Source organism: Pseudomonas sp. G2-4, from assembly GCF_030064125.1.
Classification (GTDB): Bacteria; Pseudomonadota; Gammaproteobacteria; order Pseudomonadales; family Pseudomonadaceae; genus Aquipseudomonas.
This window is the reverse complement of record NZ_CP125957.1, coordinates 5,831,432-5,852,500: the sequence shown is the minus strand read 5'-3', so window position 1 is coordinate 5,852,500 and position 21,069 is coordinate 5,831,432. Positions and strand designations below refer to the sequence as shown.

The 21,069-nt window shown below is 54.9% G+C and carries 14 protein-coding genes, 6 tRNA genes and 3 rRNA genes (1 of these 23 running past the window's edge); all 23 read left to right on the top strand.

Translation table 11 applies throughout. The features are described from left to right. Window positions 1-84, top strand: a 16S ribosomal RNA gene (locus tag QNH97_RS25715); it begins 1,453 nt to the left of the window's first position. Between the two features lie 160 nt (window positions 85-244). Then, a tRNA-Ile gene (locus QNH97_RS25710) sits at window positions 245-321 on the top strand. A gap of 30 nt (window positions 322-351) precedes the next feature. Beyond that, a tRNA-Ala gene (locus tag QNH97_RS25705) sits at window positions 352-427 on the top strand. A gap of 248 nt (window positions 428-675) precedes the next feature. After that, window positions 676-3,567: ribosomal RNA gene (locus QNH97_RS25700) — 23S ribosomal RNA — on the top strand. A 159-nt stretch (window positions 3,568-3,726) separates the two neighbouring features. After that, window positions 3,727-3,842, top strand: a 5S ribosomal RNA gene (gene rrf, locus QNH97_RS25695). Together the 16S, 23S and 5S rRNA genes with 2 tRNA genes alongside form the textbook arrangement of a ribosomal RNA operon. Window positions 3,843-3,975: 133 nt before the next feature. Continuing rightward, entirely contained in the window at window positions 3,976-4,932 is a 957-nt protein-coding gene (birA, locus tag QNH97_RS25690) for a bifunctional biotin--[acetyl-CoA-carboxylase] ligase/biotin operon repressor BirA (protein WP_283554445.1), read from the top strand. Beyond that, entirely contained in the window at window positions 4,922-5,671 is a 750-nt protein-coding gene (locus tag QNH97_RS25685) for a pantothenate kinase (RefSeq protein WP_283554444.1), read from the top strand. The genes birA and QNH97_RS25685 overlap by 11 nt, the downstream gene beginning before the upstream one ends. Window positions 5,672-5,678: 7 nt before the next feature. Beyond that, on the top strand, window positions 5,679-6,134 hold the full coding sequence (locus tag QNH97_RS25680; protein ID WP_283554443.1) for a hypothetical protein: 456 nt from the start codon (window positions 5,679-5,681) through the stop codon (window positions 6,132-6,134). 142 nt (window positions 6,135-6,276) lie between these two features. Continuing rightward, window positions 6,277-6,361 (top strand) — tRNA-Tyr (locus QNH97_RS25675). A 23-nt stretch (window positions 6,362-6,384) separates the two neighbouring features. After that, window positions 6,385-6,458: transfer RNA gene (locus tag QNH97_RS25670), tRNA-Gly, on the top strand. 26 nt (window positions 6,459-6,484) lie between these two features. Continuing rightward, window positions 6,485-6,560: transfer RNA gene (locus QNH97_RS25665), tRNA-Thr, on the top strand. Between the two features lie 84 nt (window positions 6,561-6,644). Beyond that, the gene (tuf, locus tag QNH97_RS25660; protein WP_283554442.1) at window positions 6,645-7,838 is read left to right on the top strand and encodes an elongation factor Tu; all 1,194 of its coding nucleotides are present in this window, start codon (window positions 6,645-6,647) and stop codon (window positions 7,836-7,838) included. Window positions 7,839-7,891: 53 nt separating this feature from the next. After that, window positions 7,892-7,967 (top strand) — tRNA-Trp (locus QNH97_RS25655). Between the two features lie 45 nt (window positions 7,968-8,012). Then, entirely contained in the window at window positions 8,013-8,381 is a 369-nt protein-coding gene (gene secE / locus QNH97_RS25650; RefSeq protein WP_283554441.1) for a preprotein translocase subunit SecE, read from the top strand. Window positions 8,382-8,390: 9 nt separating this feature from the next. Continuing rightward, window positions 8,391-8,924, top strand: coding sequence for a transcription termination/antitermination protein NusG (nusG, locus tag QNH97_RS25645; protein WP_003186097.1), 534 nt, complete (start codon window positions 8,391-8,393; stop codon window positions 8,922-8,924). A gap of 117 nt (window positions 8,925-9,041) precedes the next feature. Beyond that, window positions 9,042-9,473, top strand: coding sequence for a 50S ribosomal protein L11 (gene rplK / locus QNH97_RS25640; RefSeq protein WP_003176435.1), 432 nt, complete (start codon window positions 9,042-9,044; stop codon window positions 9,471-9,473). Beyond that, window positions 9,473-10,168, top strand: a complete 696-nt coding sequence (gene rplA, locus QNH97_RS25635) for a 50S ribosomal protein L1 (protein ID WP_003186095.1) — start codon at window positions 9,473-9,475, stop codon at window positions 10,166-10,168. Before rplK ends, rplA begins: the two co-directional genes overlap by 1 nt. A gap of 199 nt (window positions 10,169-10,367) precedes the next feature. After that, complete coding sequence (gene rplJ, locus QNH97_RS25630) at window positions 10,368-10,868, top strand: 50S ribosomal protein L10 (protein ID WP_025215759.1); 501 nt, start codon at window positions 10,368-10,370, stop codon at window positions 10,866-10,868. Window positions 10,869-10,946: 78 nt separating this feature from the next. Continuing rightward, window positions 10,947-11,312, top strand: a complete 366-nt coding sequence (gene rplL, locus QNH97_RS25625) for a 50S ribosomal protein L7/L12 (RefSeq protein ID WP_025215758.1) — start codon at window positions 10,947-10,949, stop codon at window positions 11,310-11,312. A 220-nt stretch (window positions 11,313-11,532) separates the two neighbouring features. After that, complete coding sequence (gene rpoB, locus QNH97_RS25620; RefSeq protein ID WP_212797810.1) at window positions 11,533-15,606, top strand: DNA-directed RNA polymerase subunit beta; 4,074 nt, start codon at window positions 11,533-11,535, stop codon at window positions 15,604-15,606. Between the two features lie 64 nt (window positions 15,607-15,670). Continuing rightward, a complete protein-coding gene (gene rpoC / locus QNH97_RS25615; RefSeq protein ID WP_283554440.1) occupies window positions 15,671-19,870 on the top strand; it encodes a DNA-directed RNA polymerase subunit beta' in 4,200 nt (1,399 codons plus the stop codon). 216 nt (window positions 19,871-20,086) lie between these two features. After that, entirely contained in the window at window positions 20,087-20,458 is a 372-nt protein-coding gene (gene rpsL, locus QNH97_RS25610; RefSeq protein ID WP_002555494.1) for a 30S ribosomal protein S12, read from the top strand. A gap of 118 nt (window positions 20,459-20,576) precedes the next feature. Then, a complete protein-coding gene (gene rpsG, locus QNH97_RS25605; RefSeq protein ID WP_003186074.1) occupies window positions 20,577-21,047 on the top strand; it encodes a 30S ribosomal protein S7 in 471 nt (156 codons plus the stop codon). Window positions 21,048-21,069 lie beyond the last annotated feature (22 nt).

The window sequence follows — 21,069 nt, the reverse complement described above, 5'->3', positions numbered from 1 at the left end:
ACGGTTACCACGGTGTGATTCATGACTGGGGTGAAGTCGTAACAAGGTAGCCGTAGGGGAACCTGCGGCTGGATCACCTCCTTAATCGACGACCGCAGCTGCTTCATGAGCTCCCACACGAATTGCTTGATTCATTGAAGAAGACGAAAGAAGCAGCCAAAAGGGTTGTGGCTTGGTTGGTTAGAGCGCACCCCATGCTCTGTGGTAAAGAGCAGGGTGAGGTCGGCCTTAGTAGCTCGAAATTGGGTCTGTAGCTCAGTTGGTTAGAGCGCACCCCTGATAAGGGTGAGGTCGGCAGTTCGAATCTGCCCAGACCCACCAATTTTGTGTGGGAAACGCCTGTAGAAATACGGGGCCATAGCTCAGCTGGGAGAGCGCCTGCCTTGCACGCAGGAGGTCAACGGTTCGATCCCGTTTGGCTCCACCACTACTGCTTCTCTTGTAAAGCTTAGAAATGAGCATTCCATCGGTTCGATGGTGAATGTTGATTTCTAGTCTTTGACTAGTTCGTTCTTTAAAAATTTGGGTATGTGATAGAAAGATAGACTGGACGTTACTTTCACTGGTAACGGATCAGGCTAAGGTAAAATTTGTGAGTTGCTCTTAAGTGAGCAAGCGTACGAATTTTCGGCGAATGTCGTCTTCACAGTATAACCAGATTGCTTGGGGTTATATGGTCAAGTGAAGAAGCGCATACGGTGGATGCCTTGGCAGTCAGAGGCGATGAAAGACGTGGTAGCCTGCGAAAAGCTTCGGGGAGTCGGCAAACAGACTTTGATCCGGAGATGTCTGAATGGGGGAACCCAGCCATCATAAGATGGTTATCTTGTACTGAATACATAGGTGCAAGAGGCGAACCAGGGGAACTGAAACATCTAAGTACCCTGAGGAAAAGAAATCAACCGAGATTCCCTTAGTAGTGGCGAGCGAACGGGGACTAGCCCTTAAGCTTCTTTGATTTTAGCGGAACGCTCTGGAAAGTGCGGCCATAGTGGGTGATAGCCCTGTACGCGAAAGGATCTTAGAAGTGAAATCGAGTAGGACGGAGCACGAGAAACTTTGTCTGAATATGGGGGGACCATCCTCCAAGGCTAAATACTACTGACTGACCGATAGTGAACTAGTACCGTGAGGGAAAGGCGAAAAGAACCCCGGAGAGGGGAGTGAAATAGATCCTGAAACCGTATGCGTACAAGCAGTGGGAGCCCACTTTGTTGGGTGACTGCGTACCTTTTGTATAATGGGTCAGCGACTTATTTTCAGTGGCGAGCTTAACCGAATAGGGGAGGCGTAGCGAAAGCGAGTCTTAATAGGGCGTCTAGTCGCTGGGAATAGACCCGAAACCGGGCGATCTATCCATGGGCAGGTTGAAGGTTGGGTAACACTAACTGGAGGACCGAACCGACTACCGTTGAAAAGTTAGCGGATGACCTGTGGATCGGAGTGAAAGGCTAATCAAGCTCGGAGATAGCTGGTTCTCCTCGAAAGCTATTTAGGTAGCGCCTCATGTATCACTGTAGGGGGTAGAGCACTGTTTCGGCTAGGGGGTCATCCCGACTTACCAAACCGATGCAAACTCCGAATACCTACAAGTGCCGAGCATGGGAGACACACGGCGGGTGCTAACGTCCGTCGTGAAAAGGGAAACAACCCAGACCGTCAGCTAAGGTCCCAAAGTTATGGTTAAGTGGGAAACGATGTGGGAAGGCTTAGACAGCTAGGAGGTTGGCTTAGAAGCAGCCACCCTTTAAAGAAAGCGTAATAGCTCACTAGTCGAGTCGGCCTGCGCGGAAGATGTAACGGGGCTCAAACCATACACCGAAGCTACGGGTATCACTTAGGTGATGCGGTAGAGGAGCGTTCTGTAAGCCTGTGAAGGTGAGTTGAGAAGCTTGCTGGAGGTATCAGAAGTGCGAATGCTGACATGAGTAACGACAATGGGTGTGAAAAACACCCACGCCGAAAGACCAAGGTTTCCTGCGCAACGTTAATCGACGCAGGGTTAGTCGGTCCCTAAGGCGAGGCTGAAAAGCGTAGTCGATGGAAAACAGGTTAATATTCCTGTACTTCTGGTTATTGCGATGGAGGGACGGAGAAGGCTAGGCCAGCTTGGCGTTGGTTGTCCAAGTTTAAGGTGGTAGGCTGGAATCTTAGGTAAATCCGGGATTTCAAGGCCGAGAGCTGATGACGAGTTACCCTTTGGGTGACGAAGTGGTTGATGCCATGCTTCCAAGAAAAGCTTCTAAGCTTCAGGTAACCAGGAACCGTACCCCAAACCGACACAGGTGGTTGGGTAGAGAATACCAAGGCGCTTGAGAGAACTCGGGTGAAGGAACTAGGCAAAATGGCACCGTAACTTCGGGAGAAGGTGCGCCGGTGAGGGTGAAGGACTTGCTCCGTAAGCTCATGCCGGTCGAAGATACCAGGCCGCTGCGACTGTTTATTAAAAACACAGCACTCTGCAAACACGAAAGTGGACGTATAGGGTGTGACGCCTGCCCGGTGCCGGAAGGTTAATTGATGGGGTTAGCTAACGCGAAGCTCTTGATCGAAGCCCCGGTAAACGGCGGCCGTAACTATAACGGTCCTAAGGTAGCGAAATTCCTTGTCGGGTAAGTTCCGACCTGCACGAATGGCGTAACGATGGCGGCGCTGTCTCCACCCGAGACTCAGTGAAATTGAAATCGCTGTGAAGATGCAGTGTATCCGCGGCTAGACGGAAAGACCCCGTGAACCTTTACTATAGCTTTGCACTGGACTTTGAATTTGCTTGTGTAGGATAGGTGGGAGGCTTTGAAGCGTGGACGCCAGTTCGCGTGGAGCCAACCTTGAAATACCACCCTGGCAACTTTGAGGTTCTAACTCAGGTCCGTTATCCGGATCGAGGACAGTGTATGGTGGGTAGTTTGACTGGGGCGGTCTCCTCCTAAAGAGTAACGGAGGAGTACGAAGGTGCGCTCAGACCGGTCGGAAATCGGTCGTAGAGTATAAAGGCAAAAGCGCGCTTGACTGCGAGACAGACACGTCGAGCAGGTACGAAAGTAGGTCTTAGTGATCCGGTGGTTCTGTATGGAAGGGCCATCGCTCAACGGATAAAAGGTACTCCGGGGATAACAGGCTGATACCGCCCAAGAGTTCATATCGACGGCGGTGTTTGGCACCTCGATGTCGGCTCATCACATCCTGGGGCTGAAGCCGGTCCCAAGGGTATGGCTGTTCGCCATTTAAAGTGGTACGCGAGCTGGGTTTAGAACGTCGTGAGACAGTTCGGTCCCTATCTGCCGTGGACGTTTGAGATTTGAGAGGGGCTGCTCCTAGTACGAGAGGACCGGAGTGGACGAACCTCTGGTGTTCCGGTTGTCACGCCAGTGGCATTGCCGGGTAGCTATGTTCGGGAAAGATAACCGCTGAAAGCATCTAAGCGGGAAACTTGCCTCAAGATGAGATCTCACTGGGACCTTGAGTCCCCTGAAGGGCCGTCGAAGACTACGACGTTGATAGGCAGGGTGTGTAAGCGCTGTGAGGCGTTGAGCTAACCTGTACTAATTGCCCGTGAGGCTTGACCATATAACACCCAAGCAATTTGTGAACTCGAAAGAGGCCAGATTGCGGTGTGTGAAGACGACACGAACCGAAAGTTCGAAGCTGCTCACAAAGCAACACACAAACTATCGCATACCCATTTGCTGGAACGTGACCGCAAGGCACGCGCCGGCTACCGAATTTCTTGACGACCATAGAGCATTGGAACCACCTGATCCCATCCCGAACTCAGCAGTGAAACGATGCATCGCCGATGGTAGTGTGGGGTTTCCCCATGTGAGAGTAGGTCATCGTCAAGATTAAATTCCGAAACCCCTATCTGCTGACGCAGGTAGGGGTTTTGTTTTGCCCGCAGGAAAGACATTTTGTGTTTCTATGCAACTGTCTTGCGCATAGCTATCATGCGGGCCTCATTATCAGGGCGCCGTTCGCATGCTCACGTTGCTAAAACTTCTGAAGGATGGTCGCTTCCATTCGGGCCAGGCGCTGGGTGTTGCGCTGGGTATCAGCCGCAGCGCTGTATGGAAGCAGCTGCAGCACCTGGAAGCAGAGTTAGGGTTGTCTGTTCACAAGGTTCGAGGCCGGGGGTATCAGTTGGCGAAGCCTCTGCTGCTTTTGGAGGCGGCTGAGATCGGCGCGCAAGGGCTCCGTGAATGGCCTATTCATATATTTGACTCCGTCGACTCCACTAACGCAGAAGCGCTGCGCGCCATAGAGCGCGGAGTGGCGGCTCCCTTCATGGTGTTGGCTGAACGGCAGATAGCTGGTCGTGGCCGTCGCGGCCGTAAGTGGGTCAGTCCTTTTGCCGATAACCTCTATTTCAGTCTGGTATTGCGCATTGATGGCGGCATGCGGCAGATCGAAGGGCTCAGTCTTGTGGTGGGGCTTGCTGTCATGCACGCTTTGCGTGATATGGGGATTGTGGAAGCGGGACTTAAATGGCCTAACGATGTCCTGGTCGGTGAGAAAAAAATCGCAGGTATTTTGCTTGAGTTGGTAGGGGATCCTGCGGATTTCTGCCACGTTGTCCTGGGTGTAGGGATCAATGTGAATATGCAATCGACCGACGAGGTCGATCAGCAGTGGACATCCATGTGTCTTGAGGCGGGTAGGGATTTTGACCGGAATGAACTGGTGGCTCGTTTGGGCGCGAAGCTTCAACAATATCTGAGGCTTCATCATGCGTCAGGGTTTGCTGCGATCCAGTTGGAATGGGAGCGATACCATCTGTGGCAGGGGCGGGCTGTATCATTGATTGCCGGCATCAATCAAATTGACGGCGTTGTGATGGGTATTGACCGCCAGGGTGCGCTGCGGTTGAAGGTGGATGGCGTGGAAAAAATCTTTAGCGGTGGTGAGCTCAGTTTGAGGTTGCGTGATGATTCTTGAGCTCGACTGCGGCAATAGCTTTATCAAATGGCGTGTCCTTCAGTCCGATGGTCTTACCCCGGTCGAGGGAGGGGTGGTCAGTTCTGACAGCGATCTGTTGGCGAGTTTGAGTTGCGCAAAAAAATTCCAGCTCAAGAAATGTCGCCTGGTTAGTGTGAGAACTCCGGAAGAGACTGACTCCTTAGTTGCTTCGCTGGTTGATGTTTTTGGCGTGTCCGTGGCTCGTGCCGTCCCCGCTCGGGAGATGGCGGGAGTAAGCAATGGCTATGAGGATTACGAGCGGTTGGGGCTCGATCGCTGGTTAGCGCTGCTCGGTGGGTTTCATCTTGCTTCTGGGGCCTGCCTGGTGCTCGATTTTGGTACGGCTATCACCGCGGATTTTGTAGCTGCTGATGGTGGGCATCTTGGGGGGTTCATTTGTCCAGGTATGCCTTTGATGCGTAATCAATTGCGTACCCATACTCGACGCATTCGTTATGACGATACCGCCGCCGAACGAGCCCATGAGAGTCTGGTTCCTGGTCGCACGACTGTTGAAGCGGTCGAGCGTGGTTGCATGCTGATGCTCAGGGGGTTTGTCCTGACGCAGCTTGAGTTGGCTCGGGAATATTGGGGGAGCAATTTCGTGGTGTTTCTCACGGGAGGAGACGCCAATTTGGTTTCTGGGGTTGTTCCTGATGCCAAGGTGGTGCCTGACCTGGTTTTTGTTGGATTGGCAATGGCCTGTCCTTTATCCTGAGGTTTCTATGCGGTGGCTGTTCCTGTTATTGCTGGTTTTGAATGTCTTTTACTACGTCTGGCATCAACAGGAGGCCCCGCTTCGCGCAAAGGATGTTACGCCGTTGAGTTTGTATCGGGGCTCGCAGCAGGATATTCATCTCTTGAGCGAAACAGCTGATGCCCTGGTGAAGCGTGATTTGGGAAAAGCCGCTGAAGCGCAAAAGACGTGTGTCTATCTGGGTGGTTTTGCTCGCCCGGAAATGGCGAGGCAGCTGGAGCAGAGACTGACGGTATTGGGGGTTGGGACTCGTCCCGCTGCGTTGGGCTCGCCGAACTCGCCCGAAGGGGGAGGGTTTTGGGTTCAGGTTCCTCCGGATAGCGCGGGGAAAGTGAGTGAGGCGCTGCTTCAAAACCTTTCTAAAGAATTCAATGAGTTAAAACATAAAATAATGCCTTGCGAAGGGGTTGCACCGGCAGGATAGTTTGCATAGAATGGCGCCCGCTTCGCAGTGAAGACCTTTCACGGTTAACGATGCGAAGCGTAGTCAACGCAGCTAACCTCAGGTTTTTAATGAGAAAATGCTTGACAGAAGGTCGGCATAATATAGAATGCCGGCTCGCTTAGGAGGGGTTCCCGAGCGGCCAAAGGGATCAGACTGTAAATCTGACGTCTACGACTTCGAAGGTTCGAATCCTTCCCCCTCCACCATTTTAGCGTGAGCTGCAAGCTCCGCGGGTATAGTTTAGTGGTAGAACCTCAGCCTTCCAAGCTGATGATGCGGGTTCGATTCCCGCTACCCGCTCCAAGTTTGCAGGTTGTGCATAGTGTTTCGCTCTTGTAGCTCAGTTGGTAGAGCACACCCTTGGTAAGGGTGAGGTCAGCGGTTCAAATCCGCTCAAGAGCTCCATATAACAAGGCAGATATGAAAATATCTGCCTTTGTTTTAATGGCTTGTGTGACTTGCTAAATTCTTCTCCTGAGGGTGATTTCGATGGCTAAGGAAAAGTTCGAACGTAATAAGCCGCACGTCAACGTTGGTACTATCGGTCACGTCGACCATGGTAAGACCACGCTGACCGCTGCTCTGACTCGGGTCTGCTCCGAAGTTTTCGGTTCGGCCAAGGTTGACTTCGACAAGATCGATAGCGCCCCGGAAGAGAAAGCTCGTGGTATCACCATCAATACCGCTCACGTTGAATACGACTCGGCCGTGCGTCACTACGCACACGTTGACTGCCCTGGTCACGCTGACTATGTGAAGAACATGATCACCGGTGCTGCCCAGATGGATGGTGCGATTCTGGTTTGCTCGGCCGCTGATGGTCCGATGCCGCAAACTCGCGAGCATATCCTGCTGTCCCGTCAGGTAGGCGTTCCGTACATCGTTGTCTTCCTGAACAAGGCTGACATGGTTGACGACGCTGAGCTGCTGGAGCTGGTTGAGATGGAAGTGCGCGATCTGCTGAGCACTTACGATTTCCCAGGTGACGACACTCCGATCATCATCGGTTCGGCCCTGATGGCTCTGAATGGTCAAGACGACAACGAGATGGGTACTACTGCCGTCAAGAAGTTGGTCGAGACTCTGGATAGCTACATCCCAGAGCCGGAGCGTGCAATCGACAAGCCGTTCCTGATGCCAATCGAGGACGTATTCTCGATCTCGGGTCGCGGCACTGTTGTGACTGGTCGTGTTGAGCGTGGCATCGTCCGCATCCAGGAAGAAGTTGAGATCGTCGGTCTGCGTGATACTCAGAAAACTACCTGCACCGGTGTTGAAATGTTTCGTAAGCTGCTCGACGAAGGTCGTGCTGGCGAAAACTGCGGTGTGTTGCTGCGTGGCACCAAGCGTGATGATGTCGAGCGTGGCCAGGTTCTGGTCAAGCCGGGCACCGTCAAGCCGCACACAAAGTTCACGGCAGAGGTTTACGTTCTGAGCAAGGAAGAGGGCGGTCGTCATACTCCGTTCTTCAAAGGCTACCGTCCACAGTTCTACTTCCGTACGACTGACGTGACTGGTAACTGCGAGCTGCCAGAAGGTGTTGAGATGGTAATGCCGGGTGACAGCATTCAAATGACTGTCACTCTGATCAAAACCATCGCGATGGAAGATGGTCTGCGTTTCGCTATCCGTGAAGGCGGTCGTACCGTCGGCGCAGGCGTCGTAGCCAAAGTCATCGAGTAAACAGTTGTAATGTCTTTTTCGGGCCGGCATAATGGTCGGCCTGATTTTGTTTTAGGTCAGTAGCTCAATTGGCAGAGCGACGGTCTCCAAAACCGTAGGTTGGGGGTTCGATTCCCTCCTGACCTGCCAGATTCACTTGGTGTGTCTGGCTTTCTTTTCACAGGATCTTCATAGATGACTCCTAAAGCTGAAGCTCAAGGCTCTCGCTTCGATCTGCTCAAGTGGCTAGTAGTAGCCGCTTTGGTGGTTGTTGGCGTTGTTGGCAATCAGTATTACTCTGCTTCGCCGATCCTGTACCGTGTACTCGCATTGCTTGCCATTGCTGCTGTTGCTGCCTTCGTTGGTTTGCAAACAGCCAAGGGTAAGTCGTTCTTTGTACTCGCGAAGGAAGCTCGCACTGAGATTCGTAAAGTCGTATGGCCGACTCGCCAAGAAACCACGCAGACCACGTTGATCGTTGTGGCTGTTGTTCTGGTAATGGCGTTGCTGTTGTGGGGGCTTGATTCCCTGCTCGGCTGGCTTGTTTCCTTGATTGTTGGCTAAGGGTGTCCCGTGGCTAAGCGTTGGTACGTTGTGCATGCTTACTCGGGTTACGAGAAGCATGTTATGCGCTCGCTGGTAGAGCGCGTCAAGCTGGCTGGCATGGAAGATGGCTTTGGCGAGATTCTGGTCCCCACTGAAGAAGTGGTTGAGATGCGTAATGGCCAGAAGCGCAAAAGTGAACGCAAGTTCTTTCCGGGCTACGTGCTGGTACAAATGGATATGAACGAAGGGACTTGGCACTTGGTCAAGGATACCCCTCGGGTGATGGGCTTCATTGGCGGAACCGCTGATAAGCCTGCGCCGATTACCGATAAAGAGGCAGAAGCGATTCTGCGTCGTGTCGCTGATGGTAGCGATAAGCCGAAGCCGAAAACGTTGTTTGAACCAGGTGAAGTTGTACGCGTCACCGATGGTCCATTCGCCGATTTTAACGGCACGGTTGAAGAAGTTAACTACGAAAAGAGCCGGATCCAAGTGGCTGTGCTCATTTTCGGTCGCTCTACTCCGGTAGAGTTAGAGTTCAGTCAGGTCGAAAAGGTCTGATTGAACAGGCATCCCAACCCCGCAGCCCTAGGCTGTGGGGTTTTGTCGTCACTGGGATAAACGCGCAAGTAACCGGGGAGCCTTTATAGGCGTTCGAACCCGTAATTGGAGTGCCTCATGGCCAAGAAAATTACCGCTTACATCAAGCTGCAAGTGAAGGCCGCTCAGGCTAACCCAAGCCCACCCGTTGGTCCTGCCCTGGGTCAGCACGGTGTGAACATCATGGAATTCTGCAAGGCTTTCAACGCCCGTACTCAGGGTCTTGAGCCAGGTTTGCCGACTCCAGTGATCATCACTGTATACAGCGACCGCAGCTTCACTTTCGAAACAAAGAGCACCCCTGCTTCGGTTCTGCTGAAGAAGGCTGCAGGTTTGACCAGCGGTTCCGCTCGTCCAAACACCGTTAAGGTTGGCACCGTTACCCGTGCTCAGCTGGAAGAAATCGCGAAAACCAAAAACGCGGATCTGACTGCAGCTGATATGGATGCAGCCGTGCGTACTATCGCCGGTTCTGCTCGTAGCATGGGCCTTAACGTGGAGGGTGTGTAATGGCTAAGCTGACCAAGCGTCAAAAGGCTATCGCCGGCAAAATCGAAGCAGGCAAGGCCTACAACTTTGTAGATGCCGCCGCTCTGCTGGCCGAGCTGTCGACTGTCAAGTTCAGCGAGTCGTTCGACGTTGCTGTAAACCTGGGCGTTGACCCTCGTAAATCCGACCAGGTCGTTCGTAGCGCTACCGTGCTGCCACACGGCACTGGCAAGACCGTTCGTGTTGCTGTTTTCACCCAGGGCCCAGCAGCTGAAGCTGCTCTGGCTGCTGGTGCTGATCGCGTCGGTATGGACGATCTGGCTGCCGAAATGAAAGGCGGCGACCTGAACTATGACGTAGTGATCGCATCCCCGGATGCCATGCGCGTTGTGGGTCAGTTGGGCCAGATCCTCGGTCCACGTGGTCTGATGCCTAACCCTAAAGTCGGCACCGTAACGCCAGACGTAGCCACCGCGGTTAAAAACGCCAAGGCTGGTCAGGTTCGTTATCGCACCGACAAAAACGGCATCATTCACACTTCCGTTGGCAAGATTGGCTTCGACGCCGTCAAGCTGAAGGAAAACGTTGAAGCCCTGATCGCTGATCTGAAGCGTATCAAGCCGGCTTCTTCGAAAGGTATCTACGTCAAGCGCGTTACCCTGAGCACCACTATGGGCCCAGGTCTGGTCATCGATCAGAGCTCGCTCGACGCGTAAGACTCGGATTGGCGCAAGCGATTGCGCCAATTGAAAAAATTGGGGTCCCTGCCTGGCGGGGGCTGTCCAAGACCGTAGGCGACGCAAGTCTTAAACCTCAAGCCTACGCAGATGGTGCTCCCGGTTCCTTACCGAATCAGACACCAAAACGACATTCGGTTTCGACCGGATGAAACGGTAACAAGCAGGAGTTAAACCCGTGGCAATTAATCTCGAAGACAAGAAGGCCATCGTCGCTGAAGTCAACGAGGCTGCCAAAGTCGCTCTGTCCGCTGTCGTGGCTGATGCCCGTGGCGTAACAGTAGGCGCAATGACCGGACTCCGTAAAGAGGCCCGTGAAGCTGGCGTTTATGTACGTGTCGTACGTAACACCCTGCTCAAGCGCGCCGTTGCTGACACTGAATACAGTGTCCTCAACGACGTGTTCACTGGCCCGACTCTGATCGCGTTCTCCAAGGATCATCCAGGCGCTGCTGCCCGTTTGTTCAAGGAATTCGCCAAGAGTCAGGATAAGTTCGAGATCAAGGCAGCTGCGTTCGAGGGCAAGTTCCTCGCAGCTAACCAAATCGACGTACTGGCAACACTGCCGACCCGCAACGAAGCCATTTCGCAGCTGATGAGCGTGATTCAAGGCGCTACCAGCAAGCTGGCTCGTACTCTGGCTGCAGTTCGCGAGCAAAAAGAAGCTGCCGCAGCCTAAGGCTGAGCATTTTCTCTCGCGCTTTTTTGTTTATTTCGATGGCCGCGTAGGCCGTCCCCCAATTCAGGAAATACAGCAATGTCTATCTCCCAAGACGATATCCTCAACGCCGTAGCTGAAATGTCCGTTCTGCAGGTTGTTGAGCTGATCAAAGCTTTCGAAGAAAAATTCGGCGTTTCCGCTGCCGCTGCTTCCGCCGGTCCAGCTGCTGCTGCCGCCGTTGTTGAAGAGCAAACCGAATTCAACGTCATGCTGACCGAAGCTGGCGAGAAGAAAGTTAACGTGATCAAGGCAGTACGTGAACTGACCGGTCTGGGCCTGAAAGAAGCCAAGGCTGTAGTTGACGGCGCTCCTGCCATGGTTCTGGAAGCTGTTTCGAAAGACGCAGCTGACAAAGCCAAAGCAACTCTGGAAGAAGCAGGCGCTAAAGTCGAGCTGAAGTAAGCATCGACTTTGCGTCTCCAGCCCGAGCGTTAAGCGACAGGCTGATGGCTGGTGGCTCATGCCACCGGCCTTTTTCCGTTATTGCCAGCCGACTGGGTCGGTGCCGATAACGAGCTGTAACCACCCGATGTGGTGGCGCAAACCATGGGGTTTGCACGATTTTCTGGCTGCTCCCGTCGGGAGGGGCCAAACAAGCAGGTGACCAAGCTGGGGAACGCTGATGGCTTACTCATATACTGAGAAAAAACGTATCCGCAAGGACTTTAGCAAGTTGCCGGACGTCATGGATGTGCCGTACCTCCTGGCCATCCAGCTGGATTCGTATCGTGAATTCTTGCAAGCGGGAGCGACTAAAGATCAGTTCCGCGACGTGGGCCTGCATGCGGCCTTCAAATCCGTTTTCCCGATCATCAGCTACTCCGGCAATGCTGCGCTGGAGTACGTCGGTTATCGCCTGGGCGAACCGGCATTTGATGTCAAAGAATGCGTATTGCGCGGTGTAACTTACGCCGTACCTTTGCGGGTAAAAGTGCGCCTGATCATTTTCGACAAAGAATCGTCGAACAAAGCGATCAAGGACATCAAAGAGCAAGAAGTCTACATGGGTGAAATCCCCCTGATGACTGAGAACGGTACCTTCGTAATCAACGGTACCGAGCGTGTAATCGTTTCCCAGCTGCACCGTTCTCCGGGCGTGTTCTTCGACCACGACCGTGGCAAGACGCACAGCTCCGGCAAACTGCTTTACTCCGCGCGCATCATTCCTTACCGCGGCTCGTGGCTGGACTTCGAGTTCGACCCGAAAGACTGCGTATTCGTGCGTATCGACCGTCGTCGCAAGCTGCCTGCATCGGTACTGCTGCGTGCGCTCGGCTATACCACCGAAGAAGTATTGGACGCGTTCTACACCACCAACGTCTTCCACGTGCAAGGTGAAAACCTTAGCCTGGAGCTGGTGCCTCAGCGTCTGCGCGGTGAAATTGCGGTCCTCGATATCCTGGATGACAAAGGGAAGGTTATTGTCGAGCAGGGTCGTCGTATTACCGCTCGCCACATCAACCAGCTGGAAAAGGCCGGGATCAAGGAGCTGCAGGTGCCTCTGGACTACGTCCTGGGTCGCACCACCGCCAAGGTCATCGTGCATCCGGCTACCGGCGAAATCCTGGCAGAGTGCAACACCGAGCTGAACACTGAGATCCTGGCGAAAATCGCCAAGGCCCAGGTCGTTCGCATCGAAACGCTGTACACCAACGACATCGACTGCGGCCCGTTCATCTCCGACACGCTGAAGATTGACTCCACTGGCAACCAACTGGAAGCCTTGGTCGAAATCTACCGCATGATGCGTCCTGGCGAGCCGCCAACCAAGGATGCAGCCGAGACCTTGTTCAACAACCTGTTCTTCAGCCCTGAGCGCTATGACCTGTCAGCGGTCGGCCGGATGAAGTTCAACCGTCGTATCGGTCGTACCGAGATCGAAGGTTCGGGCGTGTTGAATAAAGACGACATCGTTGCGGTGCTCAAGACTCTGGTCGACATCCGTAACGGCAAAGGCATCGTCGATGACATCGACCACCTGGGTAACCGTCGTGTTCGCTGCGTAGGCGAAATGGCTGAGAACCAGTTCCGTGTTGGCCTGGTGCGTGTAGAGCGCGCGGTCAAGGAACGTCTGTCGATGGCTGAAAGCGAAGGCCTGATGCCGCAAGACCTGATCAACGCCAAGCCAGTGGCTGCGGCGGTGAAGGAGTTCTTCGGTTCGAGCCAGCTGTCCCAGTTCATGGACCAGAACAACCCGCTGTCCGAGATCACCCACAAGCGTCGTGTCTCTGCACTCGGCCCGGGCGGTCTGACCCGTGAGCGCGCAGGTTTCGAAGTTCGTGACGTACACCCGACTCACTACGGTCGTGTATGCCCGATTGAAACGCCGGAAGGTCCGAACATCGGTCTGATCAACTCCCTGGCTGCCTATGCGCGCACCAACCAGTATGGCTTCCTCGAGAGCCCATACCGTGTGGTGAAAGACGCTCTGGTCACCGACGAGATCGTCTTCCTGTCCGCCATCGAAGAAGCCGATCACGTGATCGCTCAGGCTTCGGCCACGATGAACGACAAGAAAGTCCTGATCGACGAGCTGGTAGCTGTTCGTCACCTGAACGAGTTCACCGTCAAGGCGCCGGAAGACGTCACCTTGATGGACGTATCGCCGAAGCAGGTAGTTTCGGTTGCAGCGTCGCTGATCCCGTTCCTCGAGCACGACGACGCCAACCGTGCGTTGATGGGTTCGAACATGCAGCGTCAAGCTGTACCCACCCTGCGCGCTGACAAGCCGCTGGTAGGTACCGGCATGGAGCGAAACGTAGCCCGTGACTCCGGCGTTTGCGTCGTGGCTCGTCGTGGTGGCGTGATCGACTCCGTTGATGCCAGCCGTATCGTGGTTCGTGTTGCCGATGACGAAGTTGAAACTGGCGAAGCCGGTGTCGACATCTACAACCTGACCAAATACACCCGCTCCAACCAGAACACCTGCATCAACCAGCGTCCGCTGGTGAGCAAGGGTGATCGGGTTCAGCGTAGCGACATCATGGCCGACGGTCCGTCCACCGATATGGGTGAGCTGGCACTGGGTCAGAACATGCGCATCGCGTTCATGGCATGGAACGGCTTCAACTTCGAAGACTCCATCTGCCTGTCCGAGCGTGTTGTTCAGGAAGATCGCTTCACCACGATCCACATCCAGGAACTGACCTGTGTGGCTCGTGACACCAAGCTTGGTCCAGAGGAAATCACTGCAGACATCCCGAACGTGGGTGAAGCTGCACTGAACAAGCTGGACGAAGCCGGTATCGTTTATGTAGGTGCTGAGGTAGGCGCAGGCGACATCCTGGTGGGCAAGGTCACTCCGAAAGGCGAGACCCAGCTGACTCCGGAAGAAAAACTGCTGCGTGCCATCTTCGGTGAAAAAGCCAGCGACGTTAAAGACACCTCCCTGCGCGTGCCTACCGGCACCAAGGGTACCGTTATCGACGTACAAGTCTTCACCCGTGACGGCGTCGAGCGTGATGCTCGTGCACTGTCCATCGAGAAGACTCAACTCGACGAGATCCGCAAGGACCTGAACGAAGAGTTCCGTATCGTTGAAGGCGCAACTTTCGAGCGTCTGCGCTCCGCTTTGGTTGGCCATAAGGCCGAAGGCGGCGCAGGCCTGAAGAAAGGTCAGGAAATCACCGACGAAGTTCTCGACGGTCTTGAGCATGGCCAGTGGTTCAAGCTGCGCATGGCTGAAGATGCTCTGAACGAGCAGCTCGAGAAGGCCCAGGCCTATATCGTTGATCGCCGCCGTCTGCTGGACGACAAGTTCGAAGACAAGAAGCGCAAACTGCAGCAGGGCGATGACCTGGCTCCGGGCGTGCTGAAAATCGTCAAGGTTTACCTGGCAATCCGTCGCCGCATCCAGCCGGGCGACAAGATGGCCGGTCGTCACGGTAACAAGGGTGTGGTCTCCGTGATCATGCCGGTTGAAGACATGCCGCACGATGCCAATGGCACCCCGGTCGATGTGGTCCTCAACCCGTTGGGCGTACCTTCGCGTATGAACGTTGGTCAGATCCTTGAAACCCACCTGGGCCTTGCGGCCAAAGGTCTGGGCGAGAAGATCAACCGTATGATCGAAGAGCAGCGCAAGGTCGCTGACCTGCGTAAGTTCCTGCACGAGATCTACAACGAGATCGGCGGACGCAACGAAGAGCTGGACACCTTCACCGACCAGGAAATCCTGGACTTGGCGAAGAACCTGCGCGGCGGCGTTCCAATGGCTACTCCGGTGTTCGACGGTGCCAAGGAAAGCGAAATCAAGGCCATGCTGAAACTGGCAGACTTGCCAGAAAGCGGCCAGATGCAGCTGTTCGACGGCCGTACCGGCAACAAGTTCGAGCGCCCGGTTACCGTTGGCTACATGTACATGCTGAAGCTGAACCACTTGGTAGACGACAAGATGCACGCTCGTTCTACCGGTTCTTACAGCCTGGTTACCCAGCAGCCGCTGGGTGGTAAGGCGCAGTTCGGTGGTCAGCGTTTCGGGGAGATGGAGGTCTGGGCACTGGAAGCGTACGGTGCTGCATACACTCTGCAAGAAATGCTCACAGTGAAGTCGGACGATGTGAACGGCCGGACCAAGATGTACAAAAACATCGTGGACGGCGATCACCGTATGGAGCCGGGCATGCCCGAGTCTTTCAACGTGTTGATCAAGGAAATTCGTTCCCTCGGCATCGATATCGATCTGGAAACCGAATAACACGTGACGCGAATCGAGAGCGGGGCTGTTTGGCCCGCTCTCTGCTCCGCCAGGAGGAAAGGCCTTGAAAGACCTACTGAATTTGCTGAAAAACCAGGGTCAAGTCGAAGAGTTCGACGCCATCCGTATTGGATTGGCCTCGCCTGAGATGATCCGTTCGTGGTCGTTCGGTGAAGTTAAAAAGCCGGAAACCATCAACTACCGTACGTTCAAACCCGAGCGTGACGGCCTGTTCTGCGCCAAGATCTTTGGCCCGGTAAAGGATTACGAGTGCCTGTGCGGTAAGTACAAGCGCTTGAAGCACCGTGGTGTGATCTGCGAGAAGTGCGGCGTTGAAGTTGCGCTGGCAAAAGTTCGTCGTGAGCGCATGGCCCACATCGAACTGGCCTCGCCGGTTGCCCACATCTGGTTCCTGAAATCGCTGCCGTCCCGTATCGGCCTGCTGATGGACATGACCCTGCGTGATATCGAACGCGTTCTCTACTTCGAGAGCTATGTCGTTATCGATCCAGGCATGACCACCCTTGAAAAAGGTCAGCTGCTGAACGACGAGCAGTACTTCGAAGCGCTGGAAGAATTCGGCGACGATTTCGATGCCCGCATGGGTGCCGAAGCTGTCCGCGAACTGCTGCACGCTATCGACCTGGAGCACGAGATTGGCCGTCTGCGCGAAGAAATTCCGCAAACCAACTCCGAAACCAAGATCAAGAAGCTGTCCAAGCGTCTGAAGTTGATGGAAGCCTTCCAGGGTTCCGGCAACCTGCCAGAGTGGATGGTGCTGACCGTTCTGCCGGTTCTGCCGCCAGACCTGCGTCCACTGGTTCCGCTCGATGGCGGTCGTTTCGCGACTTCTGACCTCAACGATCTGTATCGTCGAGTGATCAACCGTAACAACCGCTTGAAGCGCCTGCTTGATCTGTCCGCTCCGGACATCATCGTGCGCAACGAAAAGCGTATGTTGCAAGAAGCTGTCGACGCACTGCTCGACAACGGTCGTCGTGGCCGCGCTATCACCGGTTCCAACAAGCGTCCTCTGAAATCCTTGGCCGACATGATCAAGGGTAAGCAGGGTCGTTTCCGTCAGAACTTGCTCGGTAAGCGTGTTGACTACTCCGGTCGTTCGGTAATTACCGTAGGCCCGACCCTGCGTCTGCACCAGTGCGGTCTGCCTAAGAAAATGGCTCTGGAACTGTTCAAGCCGTTCATTTTCGGCAAGCTGGAAATGCGTGGTCTCGCTACCACCATTAAAGCGGCGAAGAAAATGGTCGAGCGCGAGCTGCCAGAAGTCTGGGACGTTCTCGCTGAAGTGATTCGCGAACACCCAGTGCTGCTCAACCGTGCACCGACCCTTCACCGTCTGGGTATCCAGGCGTTTGAACCGGTACTGATCGAAGGTAAAGCCATCCAGCTGCACCCGCTGGTCTGTGCTGCGTACAACGCCGACTTCGACGGCGACCAAATGGCCGTGCACGTGCCGCTGACGCTGGAAGCCCAGCTCGAAGCGCGCGCGTTGATGATGTCTACCAACAACATCCTGTCGCCAGCCAACGGTGAGCCAATCATCGTTCCGTCGCAGGACGTTGTATTGGGTCTGTACTACATGACTCGTGAAGCGATCAACGCCAAGGGCGAAGGTCGTGTGTTCGCGGATCTGCAGGAAGTTGACCGTGTGTTCCGTGCCGGCGAAGCCGCACTGCATGCCAAGGTCAAAGTGCGGATCAACGAAACCGTCAACGACCGTGATGGTGGCAGCGTGACCAACACCCGTATCGTCGACACCACTGTCGGCCGTGCGCTGTTGTTCCAGGTTGTGCCAAAAGGCTTGTCCTACGATGTCGTCAACCTGCCGATGAAGAAAAAGGCGATCTCCAAGCTGATCAACCAGTGCTACCGCGTGGTTGGTCTGAAAGAGACCGTGATCTTCGCTGACCAGTTGATGTACACCGGCTTTGCTTATTCGACCATTTCCGGCGTTTCCATCGGTGTTAACGACTTCGTTATCCCGGATGAAAAAGCCCGCATCATCGGTGCTGCTACCGAAGAAGTGAAAGAGATCGAAAGCCAGTACGCTTCCGGCCTGGTAACCCAGGGCGAGAAGTACAACAAGGTGATCGACCTCTGGTCCAAGGCGAACGACGAAGTATCCAAGGCGATGATGGCCAACCTCTCGAAAGAGAAAGTCATCGACCGTCATGGCAATGAAGTCGACCAAGAGTCCTTCAACTCCATGTACATGATGGCCGACTCGGGCGCACGGGGTTCTGCTGCGCAGATCCGTCAGCTCGCCGGTATGCGTGGCCTGATGGCCAAGCCGGACGGTTCCATCATCGAGACCCCGATTACCGCGAACTTCCGTGAAGGTTTGAGCGTACTTCAGTACTTCATCTCCACTCACGGTGCTCGTAAGGGTCTTGCGGATACCGCGTTGAAAACCGCGAACTCCGGTTACCTGACTCGTCGTCTGGTAGACGTCGCCCAGGATCTGGTCGTGACCGAGATCGATTGCGGCACTGAGCACGGCCTGGTAATGACACCGCACATTGAAGGCGGTGACGTTGTAGAGCCGCTGGGTGAGCGCGTATTGGGTCGTGTCATTGCCCGTGACGTATTCAAGCCAGGTACCGAGGACGTCATCGTTCCTGCCGGCACCCTGGTTGACGAGAAGTGGGTCGAGTTCATCGAGCTCAACAGCATCGACGAAGTGATCGTGCGCTCGCCGATCAGCTGCGAAACCCGCTACGGTATTTGCGCCAAGTGCTACGGTCGCGACCTGGCTCGTGGTCACCAGGTGAACATCGGTGAAGCGGTCGGCGTTATCGCTGCCCAGTCCATCGGTGAGCCGGGTACCCAGCTGACGATGCGTACGTTCCACATTGGTGGTGCGGCAAGCCGGACCTCTGCAGCCGACAGCGTTCAGGTGAAGAATGGCGGTACTGTCCGTCTGCACAACCTGAAGCACGTTGAGCGCGTGGACGGTCACCTGGTGGCTGTATCCCGTTCCGGTGAGCTGGCGATCGCTGACGACTTCGGTCGTGAGCGCGAGCGTTACAAGCTGCCGTACGGTGCTGTGATTTCGGTCAAGGAAGGTGACAAGGTCGACGCTGGCGCTATTGTGGCCAAGTGGGATCCGCACACCCACCCAATCGTGACCGAAATGAAAGGTACCGTGACCTACGTGGGCATGGAAGAAGGCATCACGATCAAGCGTCAGACTGACGAATTGACCGGTATGACCAACATCGAAGTACTTGACGCGAAAGATCGTCCAGCTGCCGGCAAGGACATCCGTCCTGCCGTGAAGATGGTCGACGACAACGGCAAGGATCTGTTGCTGCCAGGCACTGACGTAATCGCTCAGTACTTCCTGCCAGCCAACGCCCTGGTCGGTGTTGCGGACGGTGCGCGGATCGCGATCGGTGATGTTATCGCCCGTATCCCGCAGGAAACTTCGAAAACTCGCGACATCACCGGTGGTCTGCCGCGTGTTGCCGACTTGTTCGAAGCCCGTCGTCCGAAAGAAGCCTCGATTCTGGCTGAAGTCAGCGGCACCATCGCGTTCGGTAAAGAGACCAAGGGCAAGCGCCGTCTGGTCATCACGCCGAACGACGGTAGCGATCCGTACGAAGAGCTGATTCCGAAGTGGCGTCACCTGAACGTCTTCGAAGGCGAACAGGTAAACCGCGGCGAAGTGATCTCCGACGGCCCGAGCGATCCACACGACATCCTGCGTCTGCTGGGTGTGAGTGCGCTGGCCAAGTACATCGTGAACGAGATCCAGGATGTTTATCGTCTACAAGGCGTGAAGATCAACGACAAGCACATCGAGACCATCCTGCGTCAGATGCTGCGTAAGGTCGAGATCGCTGAATCCGGCGACTCGAGTTTCATCAAGGGCGACCAGATGGAGCTGACTCACGTACTGGTAGAGAACGAGCGCCTGGCTGCGGATGACAAGTTCGTATCCAAGTTCACTCGCGTGCTGCTGGGTATCACCAAGGCGTCGTTGTCCACCGAATCGTTCATCTCGGCGGCTTCCTTCCAGGAAACCACCCGCGTACTGACCGAAGCGGCGGTAACCGGCAAGCGCGACTACCTGCGCGGCCTGAAAGAAAACGTGGTCGTGGGTCGTCTGATCCCGGCCGGTACCGGTTTGGCCTATCACAGCGAACGCAAGCGTCGCCGCGAAGCAGACAAGCCGTTGCGCGTCAGCGCCAGTGAAGTGGAAGCTGCACTGACCGAAGCACTGAACTCGAGCGGTAACTGAGTTCGGCAGTAATTGAGTGCCTGGCCCTGGTCATCCCGTTCGCCGAATCGCGACAAATTGTCGAGATCCGGCGGGCGGGGAGGTCGGGGCCTTGCCTTGACTGGGAACAAGATCCTCTTTAGACTCTTGATCCCCTAAATTTGGCGGGAATTCGTTCCTGCCATTTTGCTTTTCTTGTAAGACAATAGCGTCGCAAGACAACAGTGGAGCTAGTAGATGGCAACTATCAACCAGCTGGTACGTCAGCCGCGTAAGCGTATCGTCGAGAAATCCGACGTACCTGCGCTGCAGAACTGCCCGCAACGTCGTGGCGTATGCACCCGTGTGTATACCACCACGCCGAAAAAACCTAACTCGGCACTGCGTAAAGTATGCCGTGTGCGTCTGACCAACGGTTTCGAGGTTTCCTCGTACATCGGCGGTGAAGGCCACAACCTGCAAGAGCACAGCGTGGTCCTGATCCGCGGCGGTCGTGTAAAAGACTTGCCAGGTGTTCGTTACCACACCGTTCGCGGTTCTTTGGATACTTCCGGCGTCAAAGGTCGTAACCAGGGTCGTTCGAAGTACGGTACCAAGAAGCCTAAGTAGTAGCGGCTTTTGGTAAAAAACTGATTTTATTTTTTTTGAGTCGATAAGAGTAAGGTCGGAGGCGTCCCGCAAGGGCACCGATTCCGAGCGAACCTGAAGACCGTTTGAGGGCTTATCAATGCCAAGACGTCGCGTAGCAGCCAAACGAGAGATTCTGGACGATCCGAAATACGGAAGCCAGATTCTCGCCAAGTTCATGAACCACGTAATGGAAAGCGGCAAGAAAGCCGTTGCCGAGCGTATTGTTTATGGCGCACTGGACAAAGTTAAGGAACGCAAGAACAGCGATCCCCTGGAAATCTTCGAGAAAGCTCTCGACGCCATCGCTCCGCTGGTCGAAGTGAAGTCGCGCCGTGTAGGCGGTGCTACTTACCAGGTTCCGGTCGAAGTTCGTCCGTCCCGTCGTAACGCCCTGGCAATGCGCTGGTTGGTAGACTTCGCCCGCAAGCGCGGCGAGAAGTCCATGGCTCTGCGCTTGGCTGGCGAACTGTTGGACGCTGCTGAAGGTAAAGGTGCTGCAGTTAAGAAGCGTGAAGACGTGCACCGTATGGCTGAAGCCAACAAGGCTTTCTCGCACTACCGCTTCTAATTTTAGCGTCACTCAATTTGCG